This is a genomic window from Vibrio sp. 1CM24A (assembly GCF_023161725.1).
Taxonomy (GTDB): Bacteria; Pseudomonadota; Gammaproteobacteria; order Enterobacterales; family Vibrionaceae; genus Vibrio; species Vibrio coralliirubri.
In genome coordinates, this window is the sequence record NZ_JALNTS010000007.1 from 242,129 (window position 1) to 259,026 (window position 16,898).

12 protein-coding genes are annotated in these 16,898 nt (G+C 43.8%); 8 read left to right on the forward strand and 4 right to left on the reverse strand.

Features of this window, described 5'->3' with window-relative positions; translation table 11 throughout:
- Positions 1–17: 17 nt before the first annotated feature.
- Together MSG38_RS16945 and MSG38_RS16950 are read left to right on the forward strand one after the other, a co-directional pair.
- Positions 18–1,799, forward strand: coding sequence for a hypothetical protein (locus MSG38_RS16945; protein WP_248402260.1), 1,782 nt, complete (start codon positions 18–20; stop codon positions 1,797–1,799).
- Positions 1,792–2,712 (forward strand): glycosyltransferase family 2 protein, encoded by a 921-nt coding sequence (locus MSG38_RS16950; RefSeq protein ID WP_086970761.1) that lies wholly within the window; start codon positions 1,792–1,794, stop codon positions 2,710–2,712. The genes MSG38_RS16945 and MSG38_RS16950 overlap by 8 nt, the downstream gene beginning before the upstream one ends.
- 150 nt (positions 2,713–2,862) lie before the next feature.
- On the opposite strand, the gene chrA is transcribed toward MSG38_RS16950, so the two are convergent.
- The gene (gene chrA / locus MSG38_RS16955) at positions 2,863–4,011 is read right to left on the reverse strand and encodes a chromate efflux transporter (RefSeq protein ID WP_048612273.1); all 1,149 of its coding nucleotides are present in this window, start codon (positions 4,009–4,011) and stop codon (positions 2,863–2,865) included.
- Between the two features lie 101 nt (positions 4,012–4,112).
- On the opposite strand from chrA, the gene MSG38_RS16960 reads away from it, so the two are divergent.
- Positions 4,113–5,039 carry a LysR family transcriptional regulator gene (locus MSG38_RS16960; protein ID WP_248402261.1) on the forward strand — a complete coding sequence of 309 codons (927 nt, stop codon included), beginning with the start codon at positions 4,113–4,115 and terminating at the stop codon, positions 5,037–5,039.
- 234 nt (positions 5,040–5,273) lie between these two features.
- On the opposite strand, the gene MSG38_RS16965 is transcribed toward MSG38_RS16960, so the two are convergent.
- A complete protein-coding gene (locus MSG38_RS16965; RefSeq protein WP_248402262.1) occupies positions 5,274–6,347 on the reverse strand; it encodes a LacI family DNA-binding transcriptional regulator in 1,074 nt (357 codons plus the stop codon).
- A 250-nt stretch (positions 6,348–6,597) separates the two neighbouring features.
- On the opposite strand from MSG38_RS16965, the gene MSG38_RS16970 reads away from it, so the two are divergent.
- Positions 6,598–8,700, forward strand: coding sequence for an alpha-galactosidase (locus MSG38_RS16970; RefSeq protein ID WP_248402263.1), 2,103 nt, complete (start codon positions 6,598–6,600; stop codon positions 8,698–8,700).
- A 102-nt stretch (positions 8,701–8,802) separates the two neighbouring features.
- Complete coding sequence (locus MSG38_RS16975; RefSeq protein WP_248402264.1) at positions 8,803–10,497, forward strand: solute:sodium symporter family transporter; 1,695 nt, start codon at positions 8,803–8,805, stop codon at positions 10,495–10,497.
- A gap of 93 nt (positions 10,498–10,590) precedes the next feature.
- On the opposite strand, the gene MSG38_RS16980 is transcribed toward MSG38_RS16975, so the two are convergent.
- Entirely contained in the window at positions 10,591–11,931 is a 1,341-nt protein-coding gene (locus MSG38_RS16980) for an MATE family efflux transporter (RefSeq protein ID WP_019824874.1), read from the reverse strand.
- A 277-nt stretch (positions 11,932–12,208) separates the two neighbouring features.
- Positions 12,209–13,291 (reverse strand): sn-glycerol-3-phosphate ABC transporter ATP-binding protein UgpC, encoded by a 1,083-nt coding sequence (gene ugpC / locus MSG38_RS16985; protein WP_052878872.1) that lies wholly within the window; start codon positions 13,289–13,291, stop codon positions 12,209–12,211.
- A gap of 296 nt (positions 13,292–13,587) precedes the next feature.
- Here ugpC and MSG38_RS16990 point away from each other — a divergent pair, with 296 nt between their 5' ends.
- The 3 genes from MSG38_RS16990 to MSG38_RS17000 all read left to right on the forward strand — a co-directional run bounded on the left by MSG38_RS16990 (position 13,588) and on the right by MSG38_RS17000 (position 16,763).
- Positions 13,588–14,508, forward strand: a complete 921-nt coding sequence (locus MSG38_RS16990; protein WP_050619981.1) for a sugar ABC transporter permease — start codon at positions 13,588–13,590, stop codon at positions 14,506–14,508.
- Entirely contained in the window at positions 14,508–15,359 is an 852-nt protein-coding gene (locus tag MSG38_RS16995; RefSeq protein ID WP_050644910.1) for a carbohydrate ABC transporter permease, read from the forward strand. The genes MSG38_RS16990 and MSG38_RS16995 overlap by 1 nt, the downstream gene beginning before the upstream one ends.
- A gap of 177 nt (positions 15,360–15,536) precedes the next feature.
- Positions 15,537–16,763, forward strand: a complete 1,227-nt coding sequence (locus MSG38_RS17000) for an extracellular solute-binding protein (protein WP_050649667.1) — start codon at positions 15,537–15,539, stop codon at positions 16,761–16,763.
- Positions 16,764–16,898: the final 135 nt, after the last annotated feature.

The window sequence follows — 16,898 nt, forward strand, 5'->3', positions numbered from 1 at the left end:
GATTTGATTTTGGCTTAATGAAAAGGATATTCATATTGCCTAAAAGTGATAATTTTAACAAAGACATCATAGCTATTTGTGCAACTTGGCTCGTATGTGCCATTTTCATATTTGTTTATAAGTGGGAAAGCATTTCAATGCTCAACCTGAATGACAATGACGATTATATGCGTTTTGTTCAGTTTCAGGAGTGGATGAGGAATGGTCATTGGTACCTAGAGCCAATGAGTAACTTCAATGCCGATGATGGTATTATTATTCATTGGTCTCGATTTCCTGATCTAATGCTCTCTTTGATCGCTTTCCCATTGCTATTTATGGTTGGTGATAGTCTTGCTTATGCTATCTCGATTTCTATTGTCCCTTTGCTTTATTTATTGTTCTTCGCGTTATCATGCTTTTATTTGTGTGAGCGTTTCTTAGGCGCTAAGTACCGCTTTATCAGCACTATGTTTGCTATTTTTTCTCCTGCAATAATACACTTCTTACCTGGTTCTATTGACCATCATAATATTCAACTTATTTTAGCAACGCTCTTCTTATCAGTAACACCGACTTCTATCGACAACCTCAGGCAATCATGGCGAGTGTATACTCAGGCCGTTTTCCTGTCTCTATCTCTATGGACTGGGATGGATAATGTTTTGTTGTTTATGATTTTCTTAATTATTTATACGGTGTATTACTGCTTCATTCGTGACGAGTGGTTTAGTTATGTCTCTAAGTTATACGTAACTTGTTCGATTTTTGGAGCTTGTGCTGTTTTATTAAATAGGCCTTATGATGAGTTCTTTACTTTTAAATATGATGAAATCTCATTTATTATCATCATTCTTTTTTTTAGTGGTTGGGTGTTTGTCAATGCTTACAACCGATTGACTAATAATAGAAAAAACTTAACTCAAAGATTTTTATTGTTTGTTTTTCTTGGTTTGTTGTGTTTACTTCCGGTTGTTATTCTTTACCCCTCACTGACCAGTGCTTTGTTTATTGATTACCCACCGACACTAAAGCTGTATTGGCTTGATCAAGTTGCCGAAGCTAAATCTGTCGCAACATACATCGCAATGAATGGCTTTTTTTCAGTGGATAATTATGTGTTGCTATTAGTTCCTGCAATGTTGTATCCATTCTTTCGAAATAAAAACCCGCACTGTGCAATCTTGTATCTCATTTTTATGTTTAATTTAGCCCTTGCGATGTTTTGGCAGATTAGAATGATGAGGTTGTGTTTTGTTTTGGCGGCACCTTTTCAAGCATATTTTGTAATTAAAGTGTCTGACTACGTTAGGTATTCACTACTGAAAGTGCTGATTATTTTCTCAGGTACTCCATTGGCGTTAGCGTTTGTTATTCTCGCTTTTTCTCCAGTAGAGGAAGTGACTACCAAACTTGATGAGACCGATAAGTTACCAGTCATCTTAAAGGTGCTAAAAGATAACGGTATCAACTCTCATACAATTCTTTCAGGAATAGAAACGGGTGCACCTGTATTGGCCAAAACGAACAACAGTATAATCGCCGCGCCTTATCATAGAAATATTGTGGGTAACCAATTTTTAATCGAAGTGATGTTAGAAGAGGACATGCTTCTAGCAAGAAACAAAATAGTCGATAAAAAGGTTGATTATATATTGATCGGTAATGACCCTCATTTAACTCTCCTAAAGGATTCTGGGAGCGAGGGCTCTTTAGTTAGAAGACTTCATGGGGATAATATTCCGGCTTGGTTAGACGTTACATATGATGGAATTGAGGATGGTTATCGAGTTTTTAAAGTAAGGAGTGAGCATGAATAAACAGAAAGTCGCAGTATTACTCCCATGTTATAACGAAGCCGGAGCCATTGGTGAAACCGTGACGTCTTTTCAACAAGCCTTACCTGATGCATCAATTTATGTTTACGACAACAATTCAACCGATAACACGGTCAACGAGGCGTTACAAGCAGGGGCGATTGTGCGACATGAGCCGCGCCAAGGTAAAGGGGAGGTTGTGAGGCGGATGTTTTCTGATATCGACGCCGATATCTATGTGATGGCTGATGGTGATGATACCTATGACGCCTCAATATGCCCCGAGCTGATCGACCTACTAAATAATGAAAAGCTCGATATGATCATTGGCAGTCGCGAGCGAACTTCAATGGCTTATCCCAAGGGACATATCCTTGGGAACAAGATGTTTTCATCTCTGATTAACTTAGCATTCAATGCGCAATTGAATGATGTGTTTTCTGGCTATCGAATTATGAGCCATAGATTTGTCAAAACCGCACCTATCTTCAGCGATGGTTTCCAGATAGAAACAGAACTTACCGTGCATGCGTTACACCATAATATGTCAATCAAAGAAGTCTCGACTCAATACCAATCTAGACCTGAAGGGACTACCAGCAAACTGAACACCTTGAGCGATGGTCTCAAGATTCTAAATTTTATCTTGTTCTTATTGAGAGATGTAAAGCCGATGTTTTTCTTTGGTTCTCTCTCGATATTGCTTGGTTTTATTTCACTGATCTTGGGTATCCCCGTCATTGTTGACTTTGTTGATACAGGGTTAGTTGAAAGGTTACCTACAGCTGTTTTGTCTAGCTCAATAGCTTTGATCGCGGTGATGTCTTTTTTCTGCGGTTTGATACTCGATAACGTATCACGAGGTAGGCGAGAGATGAGAATACTCTCTATTTTAAGATTTAAGGACGATGAATGACTTGGCTGAGATATTTGACTAAGAAGTCAATACTCGAGAGCATGAGCTTTGAGATTGAATTACCAATTATATAGCGGGTGCTAGGTAGATTAAATTATGAAAGACGAAAGTAAGAAGCAAGCGACTCGCTCACTTCTTACAATAAATCTTTTAGACTGCTAAACCGGTCATTGCGCCAAAGACCATGAATAATCCGACAAGCCCTACAATAGGTAACTTCACGGTTTTCAATAACCACACACCAACAATGATCAAAGCGAAGTCTAAACCACTACTCACTGCGCTTGTGAAAATCGGTTGATATAGCGCTGCCAGTAACAAACCTACAACCGCCGCATTCACACCTGTAAGTGCACCAGCCACTAAAGGTTTACTTGCAATCGCCTGCCAGTTCTTCAGTACACCTAGTAGCAATAAGAAGCCCGGCAAGAACACAGCAATCGTTGCGAGCAGTGCGCCTGTGATCGGTGCCGATGGCATCAACACATAACCTAAGTAAGTCGCAAGTGTAAACATAGGCCCTGGTACTGCCTGTGCTGCAGCATAACCTGTTAGGAAGGCATCTTGAGACAGTTGGTCACCAATACCATTTTGTAGCAATGGAAGTACCACATGGCCGCCACCGAATACTAAGCTGCCTGCTTGGTAGAATAGGCCAAACACTTCAATACCTTGAGAGTAAGCACTGAATAGAGGCAGACCAACCAGCAAAGCAACAAAAATCACCAGAGGCGTTACCGATATTTTTTGCGTTGAAGGTATCGTTTTGAGCTCTTGAGACGTCAAGAACTTACTGCCAACCATCGCTGCAAACAGAAGCACTAAAACTTGAGGCCAGATGCCTGGAATCAGTAGCAGAACAATCGCGGTAATCACACATAAGGCGGTTGCTATCTTCGATTGGCAAAAGTTCTTGTACATACCAAAGGTTGCATCAGCCACAACCACTACCGCTAATAACTTAAGCCCGTGAATGATTGAATTGAAAAGTGGTGCTTCCAATAGCTGGTTGCTGACTAACGCCAATATCAGCATCAGAATCACAGATGGGGAAGTGAAGCCGACAAATGCAGCAATAGCACCTGTTAGTCCACCTTTCTTGTAGCCAACCGCAAAGCCAACCTGACTTGAACCTGGGCCCGGTAGAAATTGACTAAGAGCGACAATCTGCCCGTACTCTTCGTCGGACAACCAGTTCAGTTTCTCAACAAAGGTTTTACGGAAGTAGCCAATATGTGCTGCTGGTCCACCAAAGCTAATCCAGCCAAGCCAGAAAAAGGTTTTAAAAATTGAAAGCATGATCGATTCCAGATAAATGTTTAGCGTAATTTAGGTGGAGTTGAACTATGATTCAAATTAATTATTTTAATTATAACTATGAATGAAACGGGTTAACTGGCATGGCTGATTTTAATTGGAAAGGGATCGACCTTAACTTGTTGATTGCACTGCAGGCTTTGTATAAAACGAATAGCGTGAGTAAGGCTGCTGAGCGTTGTTATGTCAGCCAATCTGCGATGAGCCATAGCTTACAAAGGCTACGAAAGTTGTTTGATGACCCTTTGTTTGAGCGTGTGGGCAGCAAGATGGAGGCAACCGACCGAGCCATTGAGCTATCAAGTACCGTGGACGCGCTACTGAATACCATCCAGTCTGAAGTTCTGTTATCTAAATCGTTTGATGCAGAGACTTATAAAGGGACTTGGAAGATTGGTCTCACTGATTATGCCGAGCAGATGTTCGCTCCAATATTGTTTGACCTGATTAAGCAATCCTCTCCTTATTCCCAAGTAGCGTTGTTCAATGTAAACCGGAGTAACTACCAGCAAGTCTTTGACGATGCCAAGCTTGATATGACGATAGGCAGCTTTGGTGAGGTACCAAAGCAATATCGAACAAAGCATTTGTACACGGAGCAACATGTTTGTTTACTTGATCAATCGGTTCTAACTATTGAGGAGCCGATGTCGCTAGAACAATTTGTTGCTGTCGAGCACGCGCTCGTTTCCCCTGCAGGGTCTTTAAAGACGGGAGTGGACACTCGTTTAGGTGAACTCGGTTTAAGCCGGAAAGTGGCGATATCTTCCAGTAACTTTTTAACTGTTAAGCGGCTCATTCGTGGCAGAGAACTATTGTGTATTGTCCCCAAGCTAGTCGCGCGCAAGGATATGGATAGTGAAGAAACCTTACTAGCTGTGAAGCCACCAATTGATGTTCCAGATTTTGATATCCAGCTTGTTTATCGAAAGGCAAAGCATTTAGATGATAAAAATAAACTACTTAGAAAGCTGATTACTAATGCGATCTCATCTGTGATTTCCGAATAGTTTATTGTGTCGGTTAATCGTCAAATTCATATGAATTAATTTTAAAAAATACGGTTTATTATAAGAACCCGACTATACTTAATTTACGACTCAAAGCAGTCGTAAAGAATAGGCTTTTTGATTTACCTAAGTAAAAAAATTGGTTATATCTTCATGATATAGCTTAAAAATCTACCAGGCTAAACGGACTTAGTTGGTCTTAAAAGCGCTAGCTCCCCCTAGCGCTTTTTTCTTTCAGTTGGATTCCGGTAATAGGCTCTGAATCCTCTTCAGCAGTGTTTCGATCTCTTGTTTTTCATAATTGGCAGTCACCTTAGATTGGCTACTTTCTCTCGCAAGCAGTGTGGTTTCGATATGATGTTGTAACAAGGCATCTTGCGAGTTGGCGTTGAGCTTCTCTGCAAGTCTCACTGCTTGCTGGCCTATTTTTGTGAAATCTTGTTTGATGGTTGTAAGAGGCGGATTGAAGAATGCGCTGTCTTCTATGCCATCAAAGCCGACGACCGCAACCTTGTCAGGGACTGGAATCTGCAGTTCTTGCAGAGCGCGTAAAACTCCTAATGCCATTTGATCACTGGCGACCAACACTGCATCAAACTGGATTTGTTTCGCGACGGCGTCTCGAATGCCAAGGTAGCCACTTTCTGCTTGCCAGTTTCCTTGATGTTGAAACTGTACCTGACAGTTTGCATCTGATAGCACACCCAACCAACTTTGAAGACGGATTTGTGAGGCACTGGACTCATTAGGCCCGCTGATCAACAAGTATTCACTGCGACCATTTTCAATAAGATGTTGAGCCGCCAGCTTTGCGCCCTCGGCATGATCGCCGCATATATAGTTAACTTGGCTGTTGGAAGGGACATCAATGAAGATGAGGTTTAAGTGTTGATATTGTTCTACCAGCAATTCGGCATCAGTACTCTTTAACGGCACATTGAGAATGATGCTGTCGACCTGTTGGGCGATCAGTTCACGAATGGCTTCGCGGGTGTTGGCGAGGTTTGGTTCTAATACCACAGAAAAAGCGGTGCCATACCCCATATCGTGAGCCTGCATTCGCACACCATTGGCGATCATTGCGGCGCCGTGTAAGGCCATATCGAGAGTCACTAACCCTATGCTGGTGGACTTGGAACGGCTGAGCATTTGAGCCCCTTTATTGGGCACATATCCAAGCTTCTTTATTGCGGCATTCACTTTGTTTCGAGTGGATTCTGCGACATCCTGCGAACCGTTCGTCACCCTTGATACTGTTTGAGTCGATACGCCAGCCAGCTTCGCCACATCTTTAAAAGTTACACTCATCACACCGTCCATCGAATATTCCTGTCGTTCGATGAGCTTATCCAATTTAGCGAAATGAAACTCTGCTCCCTTTCAAGAAAATGTCATTTAAAACATTAAATATGTTTCCGAAAACAGTCGATCTTGTGCAAATTTCAGCAACGATTAAGTGTTTTTGGATCACGTTATTTAGCCATTTTAGTACTAATTTCAGTCTTCAAGTTCACTATTAATCTTAGTTTATGTTTACGAAAACAATATGAGATTGGCTATGAGCGAATTTATTCATCTAACAAGTAAAAACCACAGTTTGATCATCAAATCGGGCCGTACTCCAGAGGTTCTTCATTGGGGCGCTAAGATCGCCAGTATTGATGAAGATCTTTTGTTATCAACCGAGAGACCGATTTCTCAAGCACGCCTTGATGTCGATGTACCGCTTTCTCTTTGTCCTGAATTGGGTAGCGGTCATTTTAATGCGCCGGGAATTGAAGGGCATCGTGATGGTTTTGATTGGGCTCCCGTTTTTAACACCGTCCGCGTAGAAGCTCAGGATCAGCAAGCCACTTTTGTTCTAGAAGACACCGTGTCTAAGCTTGAATTGACGGTCGAAATTAAACTGGATTACGAATCGGATGTGGTTCAAAAGCGCGTCACAGTAACCAACAAAGGGGAGAGTAAATACTATTTGAATAAGCTGTCATCAACGTTGCCGCTGCCAAACCACGCCAATGAATTGATGACGTTCCATGGTCGTTGGTGTCATGAGTTCCAAACGCAACGTCAGCGTTTTGAGCATGGTGGCTTCATGCAAGAGAACCGTCGCGGCCGTACTTCACATGAAAACTTCCCTGGCATGTTTGCAGGAACGCAAGGTTTCTCAGAGCAGAACGGTTTGGTGTGGGGCTTCCATTTAGGTTGGAGTGGTAACCACCAAATGCGTGCTGATGTCCGCAGTGATGGCCGTCGTTTTGTTCAAGCGGGAGAGTTATTGCTAGCGGGTGAATCGATTCTAGAACCAGAGGTAGCTTACCAGACACCTTGGCTCTACGGCTGTTACAGCAATTCTGGTTTGAACGGTATTGCTCAGCGTTTTCAGCAGTTTGTTCGAGACAACATTATTCAATTCCCTACCGATAAACCTCGCCCAGTGCACTTGAATACTTGGGAGGGTATCTACTTCGACCATAAACCGGAATACATCATGCAGATGGCAACCGAAGCCGGTGCGATGGGCGTTGAACGATTCATAATTGATGATGGTTGGTTTATTGGTCGTGATGGTGAACGAACGGCATTAGGCGATTGGTATCTCGATGAAGTGAAATACCCAAATGGCTTAGAACCTGTGATTGAACACGTTAATCAACAGGGTATGGAGTTTGGCCTTTGGGTTGAACCTGAGATGGTCAGCCAAGACTCAAACCTATACCGTAACCACCCTGATTGGGTTCTAGGTTTACAAGGTTATCATCAACCCTCTGGTCGTTGGCAGTATGTTTTAGACTTGCAGAATGAAGCGTGTTTTGACTACTTGTTCTCTCGCCTTGATGCGCTTCTGACTACGTACAATATCGGCTACTTAAAGTGGGATATGAATCGTGAATTAGTTCAGCCGGGCCACCAAGGTAAGGCGGCGGTGCATGGTCAAACTCAAGCCTTGTATCGTCTTGTTGATCAACTGAATCAAGCACACCCTAAGGTCGAGATTGAATCTTGTTCATCAGGCGGTGGTCGTATTGATTTTGAAATCCTCAAGAGAACACATCGATTCTGGGCATCCGATTGTAACGATGCATTGGAACGCCAAGCCATTCAAAAAGGCATGAGTTACTTCTTCCCACCAGAAGTTATGGGTGCGCACATTGGCCCTGCTGAGTGTCACTCAACCAATCGTCGTCACAGTATCAATATGCGTGGTGTCACCGCTTTGATGGGGCATATGGGCGTTGAGCTTGACCCGGTTAAAGAGTCGCAACAAGAGAAACAAGCTTTCTCTCACTACATCTCTCTGCATAAGCAGTTCCGTCATATTTTGCACTCAGGCCGCAGCTTCCGCATGGATCCTGCGGACAAAAACCAGAACATCTATGGGGTGCAGAATGATGATGAAATGCTGATCACCGTGTGTCAGTTGGCCATGCCTGAATACGCTCTGCCATCACCACTTCGTATTAGCTGCGTGGAAGACAGTGCGCTGTACCAAGTGAAGTTAGTGGAGATGCCACAAACCAGTTTCCAACTCATGAAGCAACGCCCTCAATGGTTAGATAAAACGCTGACTTTAAGCGGCGATAACCTCAAAGAGATTGGATTGACCTTACCTATTCTCGACCCAGAGTCAGCCTTGATTGTGCATCTAAAAAAGATGTGAATCTCTGACTCTGAGTGCTCCTACAAATAAAAATCTAAATATAAAAATTATAGTCGGCAGCGAGGTATTGCTGCCGCAATAACTCAACTTAAGGAAAACAAAATGTCTATTACAGTTCTGCTGTCATTTTTGTTATTTACTGGGTTTGTAGTCGCGTTTACCTACAACAAAGTAAAAAATGACAAAAACACCTCACAAGATGGCTTCTTTCTTGGCGGAAGAAGCTTAACCGGTGGCTTAATTGCTAGCTCACTTATCTTAACGAACTTGAGCGCAACCAGTTTCGTGGGCATGAGCGCACAATCTTATACCCACAACATGAGTGTCATGGGGTGGGAAGTGGCCTCTGGTGTCACCTTGGTGATCATCGCTTTGATGTTGGTACCTCGTTATTTGAAACAAGGCATCACCACCATTCCCGACTTCTTAGAGAGCCGCTACGACATGTCGGTGAAGAAGTTTGTGACGTTACTTTTCTTGTGCCAATACGTGATCAACATTTTACCTACCACACTTTACGCGGGCGCCGTTGTTTTGGGTGAAATCTTCGATGTTCAGGCTCTGCTGAATATTTCAGAGTTTAGCTCAATCGCGCTTATTTCGGCGACGATTGGTTTACTTGGCTTCTTTTACGCGATTTATGGTGGCCTAAAGGCGGTTGTGATTGCAGATACCATTAATGGTGTAGGCTTGATTGTCGGCGGCATGATGATTCCAGTATTTGGTTTGATGGTACTGGGCGAAGGTAGCTTTGGTGCTGGCTTAGATATTCTGCTTTATGCCGCGCCAGAGAAGCTTCAATCTGTGGGTACAGAAACCGATCCACTGCCGTTCTCAACATTGTTCACAGGTCTGCTTTTGGTGAACTTGTATTATTGGGGTACTGACCAATCCATCATTCAACGCGCATTAGGTGCTAAGAACCTAAAAGAAGGTCAGAAAGGGGTCATCCTTGCGGGTGCGATTAAGGTTATCTCTCCGCTGTTTTTGATCATTCCGGGTATCATTGCTTTCCACATGTTTGGTGCTGATGCGGGTAATCCAGACACCATGTACACCCGTTTAGTGAATGAAGTTTTGCCTAAGCCGCTGGTGGGTTTCTTCGTTGCGGTCATGTTTGGTGCGATTTTGAGTACCTTTAATGGTGTGTTGAACAGCTCAACGACTCTGTTTGCATTGAACGTGTATAAGCCATTATTCGGGCATGGTAAAACGGACGAAGAGCTAGTGGGTAAAGGGCGTATTTTTGGTGTCGTGATTGCGATTATCTCGGTATGTATCGCACCGTTCATCATGTATGCGCCAGAAGGTCTGTTCCAATATCTACAAATGGTGGCTGGTTTCTTCAGTGTGCCAATCTTCACTATCGTGTTTGTTGGCTATGTATCTAAACGAGTACCAGCTGTAGCGGCGAAAGTGGCGTTGGTGGTGTTTGTAAGTTCATACGCAGCAATGCAGCTAGTATTTAAAACACCGATTCACTTCCTACATCAATTAGCGATTCTGTTCGTGGTATGTACCGCGTTGATGTTCATCATTGGTTACTTTATGCCGCGTGAGTCTGAGTACGTGATGCCAGTCAATGAGAATATTGATGTGACACCTTGGGCGTTCCGTTTCGAGGCTTCGGCTATCATTCTCTACATGGTATTAGGTGCTTACGTGATGTTCTCTGATGTGGGCTTTGTCTCTGATGATCCAACCATCATGCAGGTTTACGGTGTGTGTGGCATCGTGATGTTAGTCGGTATTTTTGGCCGATTAGCAAAGCGTAAGAAAGCACTTGCGACCGCGTAGATGAGTTCGGGCAATTAAAAACAAAAACGCCGTTCTTTGGAAATAGGAGCGGCGTTTTTCGATCTTGTGAAGATAAATGGAAGGCTAAAAAGTCTAAAAAGAGAATCGAGTCCATTTCTTAGCTCGCCAGCGATAGGCCATGATGATTCCACGGAACCACTCGTCCATCGCGATTGCCATCCAAGCCCCCAATACGCCATAACCCCAATGCACGCCAAGCAAATAGCTCATGGCAACCCCAATGCCCCACATGCTGAGAATACCCATTTTGATCGGGAATTTAATGTCGCCAGCAGCCTTTAGACAAGAGATAAAGATCAGGTTAAATACTCGGCCAGCTTCAAGAATGATGGAACCTGCAATCAGCGCAGCAGTTAGCGCAACGATCTCTGGATCTTGCGTGAACAGATCGAGAATTTCGAAACGGAACACATAAACCATGCAGGTAATCGCAGTTGAGGCGATAAAGCCAACCACAAAGTAACGTTGCACGCGCTTGGTGATCTCGTCGATCCAACCCTTGCCAATGTAATAGCCTGTTTGGATTTGGCTGCCTTGACCAATCGCCAGTGCAAATGCAAAAGAGAGGCGAGCGATGTTTTGTGCGTAAGTAAACGCAGCCAGTGAAGAGGTGCCCATCTGCACGACAAAGAAGGTAATGCTGATCTGAGCCATGTTGTACGAGAGCACTTCTCCTGCATTCATCGAGCCGATCTTAATGATTTTTTGATAGATGGCTTTCGGCACAGATTTAAACTGCTTCACTGGTAGATCTATCCCTTTGCTTCTGACCACACCAATTAAGATCAACATCCCGATCACTTGGCTGATTACAGTCGCGGTCGCAACCCCTTGCACGCCGTATACAGGCAAACCAAAAGGTTGATATAAGGCACAGTAGTTGCCGAATACGTTGATGACGCCAGCAATCATGTTGATCACCATTGGTGACTTTGAATAGCCATGACTGCGCAGAATAGTAGTGAGAACCACACCAATGGTTACATTGAAGGTGAGAGCACCACTGATGAATAGGTACTCTTGTGCGTATTGCTCGACTTGAGGCTCGAGTTGATAGAGCGGGATAAAATATTCAGCAACAAGAACGGCAATAACACTCAGTAGCACACCGGCAATAATGGCCAGGATGATGCTCGCTACGCCCACGTGAGCGCTCTCTTGAGTGCGGGAGGCACCATTGTATTGCGCGATTAAAATACCCGTACCACTGCTGACCATGGTCGAGACAATGATCAGGAAAAAGGATATCTGAGAAATAACACCAACGGCAGACACGGCTTTGTCCGAGTATCCCGATAACATGAATACATCACTGGTGTTGAGTGCGGTTCTTAAAAGAACTTCGATAAAAATTGGCCAGGTGAGCGCAACGATTCCCATACGTTTATTTAGGGTGGAATCAGCATTAGGCATTTAGGTTTTCTCAAAAAAGGGGTAGGCGACACTATAGTTTAGCGATTATTTAGTAAACGACTATCAAATTAATGTCCGGAAGGCTAATAAGGATAAATAAAATTCGAATAAGTCTTCAGAACCCAATATTTCAGTGAGAGTGATGAAATTTTTGAGTGGGATTTCATAAGCCATTAAGAGGAGCTGAATGGAAGCAAGTGATTGCTTGAAATGAACGGAAAGTGAGTTTGAAAAGTGGCAAAGCTAGCGACATCGAGCTAGCTCTACCGTTTAAAGTCTAGTTAATTCGTTGCCCTTGATCATCGAATAGGTGGCAATCTTTTGAGGAGAAACTCAGTTCAAGTGATTGGTATCGAGTCACCTCTTGGTCTCCTGGTAGGTGCACCTTAAAGCTATCCACGCCACAAGATTGGCCAAACATATAAGTGCTGTTCCCTAGTCGCTCTACCACTTCACTTTGAAATTCAATGGTGATATCGGAGCCACTGTTAATCTCTAAATGTTCAGGTCGAATGCCCAGCGTGATGTTTTGTCCCTCTTTTAATCCATCACTTGGTAAGGGGAGGGTGATTTGGCTGACACCGTTAACGGCGAGTTGGGCGTGCGTTTCTGAGGTGCTGTTAACAACACACGGTAAGAAATTCATTTTCGGTGAGCCAATAAAGCCAGCCACAAATTCATTTTGTGGAGAGTGGTATAGATCGAGTGGAGAGCCGACTTGTTCAACACGACCATCTCTTAATACCACGATCTTGTCTGCAAGCGTCATGGCTTCGACTTGATCGTGCGTGACATAAATCATGGTATTTTGCAGATCTTGGTGCAATTTGGCGATTTGTAAGCGCATATCGACACGAAGTTCAGCATCTAGATTCGAGAGCGGTTCATCGAATAAGAATACGCGAGGGTTACGAACTATTGCTCGACCGATAGCGACACGTTGACGCTGCCCACCTGACAGTTCTTTCGGTTTACGCTTCAATAAAGGCTCTAGTTGGAGCGTCTTTGCCGCACTGGTGACTTGCTTTTCAACGACTTCCTTCGCTACGCCATTCATTTTGAGGCCAAAGCCCATGTTTTCTTCCACGGTCATGTGTGGGTAGAGTGCGTAGGATTGAAATACCATTGCGACACCACGCTCAGCAGGATCGACATCGTTAACAAGATCGTCTCCAATATGAATCTCGCCTTCAGTGATTTCTTCTAAGCCAGCAACTAAGCGTAAGAGGGTTGATTTTCCGCAACCTGATGGTCCAACGAATACGACGAATTCGCCATTATTTATTTCTAGATCAACACCATGGATGGTCTGTATATCACCATATCGTTTGATGACCTTTTTTAAGCTGATATCAGCCATGCTCTCTCCTTGCTTCGTTGGGCTACATCTCTTTGCCTTTAAAACATACGCTTTCATCAGAAATTTGTTAGGTGCCTCGCATGATTTATTGATCATTGTCATATAAATCCCGCGATCTATACTGATTTTTGTGAAAACGTTTACATAAATAAAACATAACTGTGCGTAATGTTATCAATAAGCCTAATATTTGAACGTAATCATTATAAATGCTGAGCTACTGATTGGGATTTATAAATTCAGATGGAAGTTAACCAAGTAGTAAACCAAGCTTTTAATACAAGGAATTTTGGGAAATGGAGCAATCTGTGAAAACGATATACCCAGAAAATCGCACCCCATCAGCGAAGAAGAAAAGGCGCATCAGTTCCAAGGTCTCGCCTTGGCTGTTCTTGGCACCAGCCATCGCTATATTCTCTCTCTATGTTATCTATCCCATCTTAGACAGTATTTGGCTGAGTTTTTTTGAGTGGGATGGATTAGGTGAAAAGGAGTGGGTGGGGCTTGAGAACTATCGTGAGCTTTTTGACTCAGATGCTTTTTATACTTCGTTAACGAATAACTTTCTTTGGTTGATCTTCTTTATGCTTGCGCCACCATGTGGCTTGGCGATTGCCCTTTTCCTCAACCAACAAGTGAAAGGCATTCGTGTCGTAAAATCTCTGTTTTTCTTCCCATTCGTTATTTCTCAAGTGGTGGTAGGCCTCGTATTTGCTTGGTTCTATGACCCCTCTTTTGGACTTTTCAATATTGCACTCGGGTCGCTTGGCTTCGAGCCAATTTCGATACTTGCTGACGAAGACTATGTGACCTACGGAATCATCGCTGCTGGCTTATGGCCTCAGATCTCTTATTGCATGATCTTATATTTAACTGGGCTGAATAACCTCGATCCTGAGCAGTTAGAAGCGGCTCGACTTGATGGTGCAAAGAAGTGGCGCATGTTGTGGTATGTGGTGCTTCCACAGTTAAGACCCGCAACCTTTATCGCCGTGGTTGTCACCGTAATTGGTGCCCTGCGTTCATTTGATCTAGTGGCGACCATGACGGCAGGCGGCCCTTGGGGCAGCTCGACAGTACTTGCGTACCAGATGTATGAAGAGTCTATTTTTAACTATCGAATGGGTTACGGTGCAGCGGTTTCTGTGGTGCTATTTCTGATTATGGATATCTATATCGCTTACTTCTTGTGGCGCATGTTAAGGAGTGAAAAATAATGTTTCCGCAACCAATTCAAAAAGCCGGTCGCTTTACTAATATCAGCTATCGAGTAGCGTTACCTATCTCGATCGTGATGTGGTTATTACCACTTATCGCCGTAATGATGACCTCGATTCGTTCGATGGAAGACATCAACAAAGGTAATTACTGGGGCTGGCCAAGCGAGATTCAGTTCATTGAGAACTACACCCAAGTATTTACCTCGACGTCGATGGGGCAGTACTTAATCAATAGTTTGATCATTACATTGCCAGCGGTTGCTGGTGCCGTGGCGCTATCTACGCTGGCTGGTTATGCCTTGGCTAAATACAACTTCAAAGCCAATGTGTGGATTTTTGCGATGTTTATCGCGGGTAACTTTGTTCCGTTCCAAATTCTGATGATTCCAGTGCGTGATTTAACGATTGGACTCGGTCTATACGACACTCACTGGGCATTGATTTTTTTCCATATCGCTTTCCAAGCCGGTTTTTGTACCTTGTTCATGCGTAACTTTATTGTCGGGATCCCTGATGCCTTGATCGAAGCGGCGCGTGTTGAAGGGGTGAGTGAGTGGAAAATATTCTGGCATGTCGTACTCCCTTTGGTTCGCCCTGCTTTAGCGGCGTTAGCCGTATTGGTGTTTACCTTTATTTGGAACGATTTCTTCTGGGCTCTAGTACTGGTTCAGAGTGATGACGTTCGTCCTGTAACTGCGGGTTTGAGCTCACTTCAAGGCCAATGGCTGGCGTCTTGGCAGTTTATGTCGGCGGGTGCAGTGGTCGCGGCTATCCCACCGGTAGTGCTGTTCTTTACCATGCAAAAGCACTTTATCGCAGGCCTGACATTGGGTGCGACCAAAGGGTAAATCACGAGATAAGAATCGATACACGAATCTAGCAATAGCGACGGCTTTAAGTCGTTATTGCTAACGACATCCCGAATGGATGAATCATTAAAGAGAAACTAAAACACGAACAACCCTACGAGATAAAACAATAAGAATTGGACTTAGAGAGCTTAGCTCCATAACAAGGACCTCAATATGAAATACGTGAAACATATCGCTGCCAGTGCAGTGCTCGCTGCCTCCATGTCTGCAACATCGTTTGCAGGGACACTCGTTATCAACTCAGATGCTTCTGATCCTGCGCCAAAAGAGGCGTGGGGTGAGATCATTAACCGCTTTGAAAAAGAAAACCCAGATATTACGGTGAAGTACAACTTGTACGATCACGAGTCGTATAAAACAACGATTCGTAATTGGTTGGTCACTTCGCCGCCGGATGTGGTTTTTTGGTATGCGGGTAACCGAATGAAAGCCTTTGTTGACCGTGGCCTGTTTGAGGATGTCAGTGATATTTGGGCTGACAACAACATGAAGCAAGACTTTGCGGCTGCCGCGCCTGCGATGACAGTACAAGGTAAGCAGTTTGGTGTGCCGTACACGTATTATCAATGGGGTATCTACTACCGCAAAGACATCTTTGAGCAATATGGAATTGCGGAGCCGAAAACGTGGGATGATTTGAAATCTGCGTCTGCAACACTTAAAGAAAATGGTGTAGCGCCGTTTGCGATTGGTACCAAGTATCTTTGGACCGCTGCTGGTTGGTTTGATTACATCAACATGCGTACCAACGGTTTGGATTTTCATATTCAGTTAATGGAAGGCAAGGTGCCTTACTCTGATGAGCGAGTGAAGAAAACCTTCGCTAATTGGGCTGAGTTAGTTGAGCCTGGTTACTTCCTAGAAAACCACGCGTCTTATTCATGGCAAGAAGCTCAACCTTTCTTGTACAACGGTAAAGCGGCGATGTACCTGATGGGTAACTTCATCACGCCTAACTTCCCTGCTGAGTTGGATGGCAAGATGGATTTCTTCCAGTTCCCGGTGATCGACCCAAGTATTCCTATGTCTGAAGATGCACCAATGGATACGCTGCACATACCTTCAAAAGCGAAAAACAAAGAAGATGCTCGTAAGTTCTTAGAGTTTGTTGCTCGCGCTGAAAACCAGCAGCTGATCAATGAGATGCTGTTACAGATTCCAACCAACAACAAAGCTAAAGCGAAGTCTGACCCGTTCTTAGACAAAGGCGTCGCGATGTTGGCATCCAGTGATGGTACGGCTCAATTCTATGACCGAGACACCGACCCTGCGATGGCAAAAGAAGGCATGAAAGGCTTCCAAGAGTTTATGGTTCACCCTGAACGAATCGATAAAATATTGAAAAAACTCGATAAAGTGAGCAAGCGTACCTTTAAGTAATATTTCAATAGCCGCAGCTGTTCTGGCTGCGGCTTTTCTTTCTTCTCTTAAGGGATTATTGCAAGAGCTGCTTGGTTGGCGTTCGTAATGTTTGAACGCAATGAGGCGCCGAGCATCACTTGCAATGGTTCACGT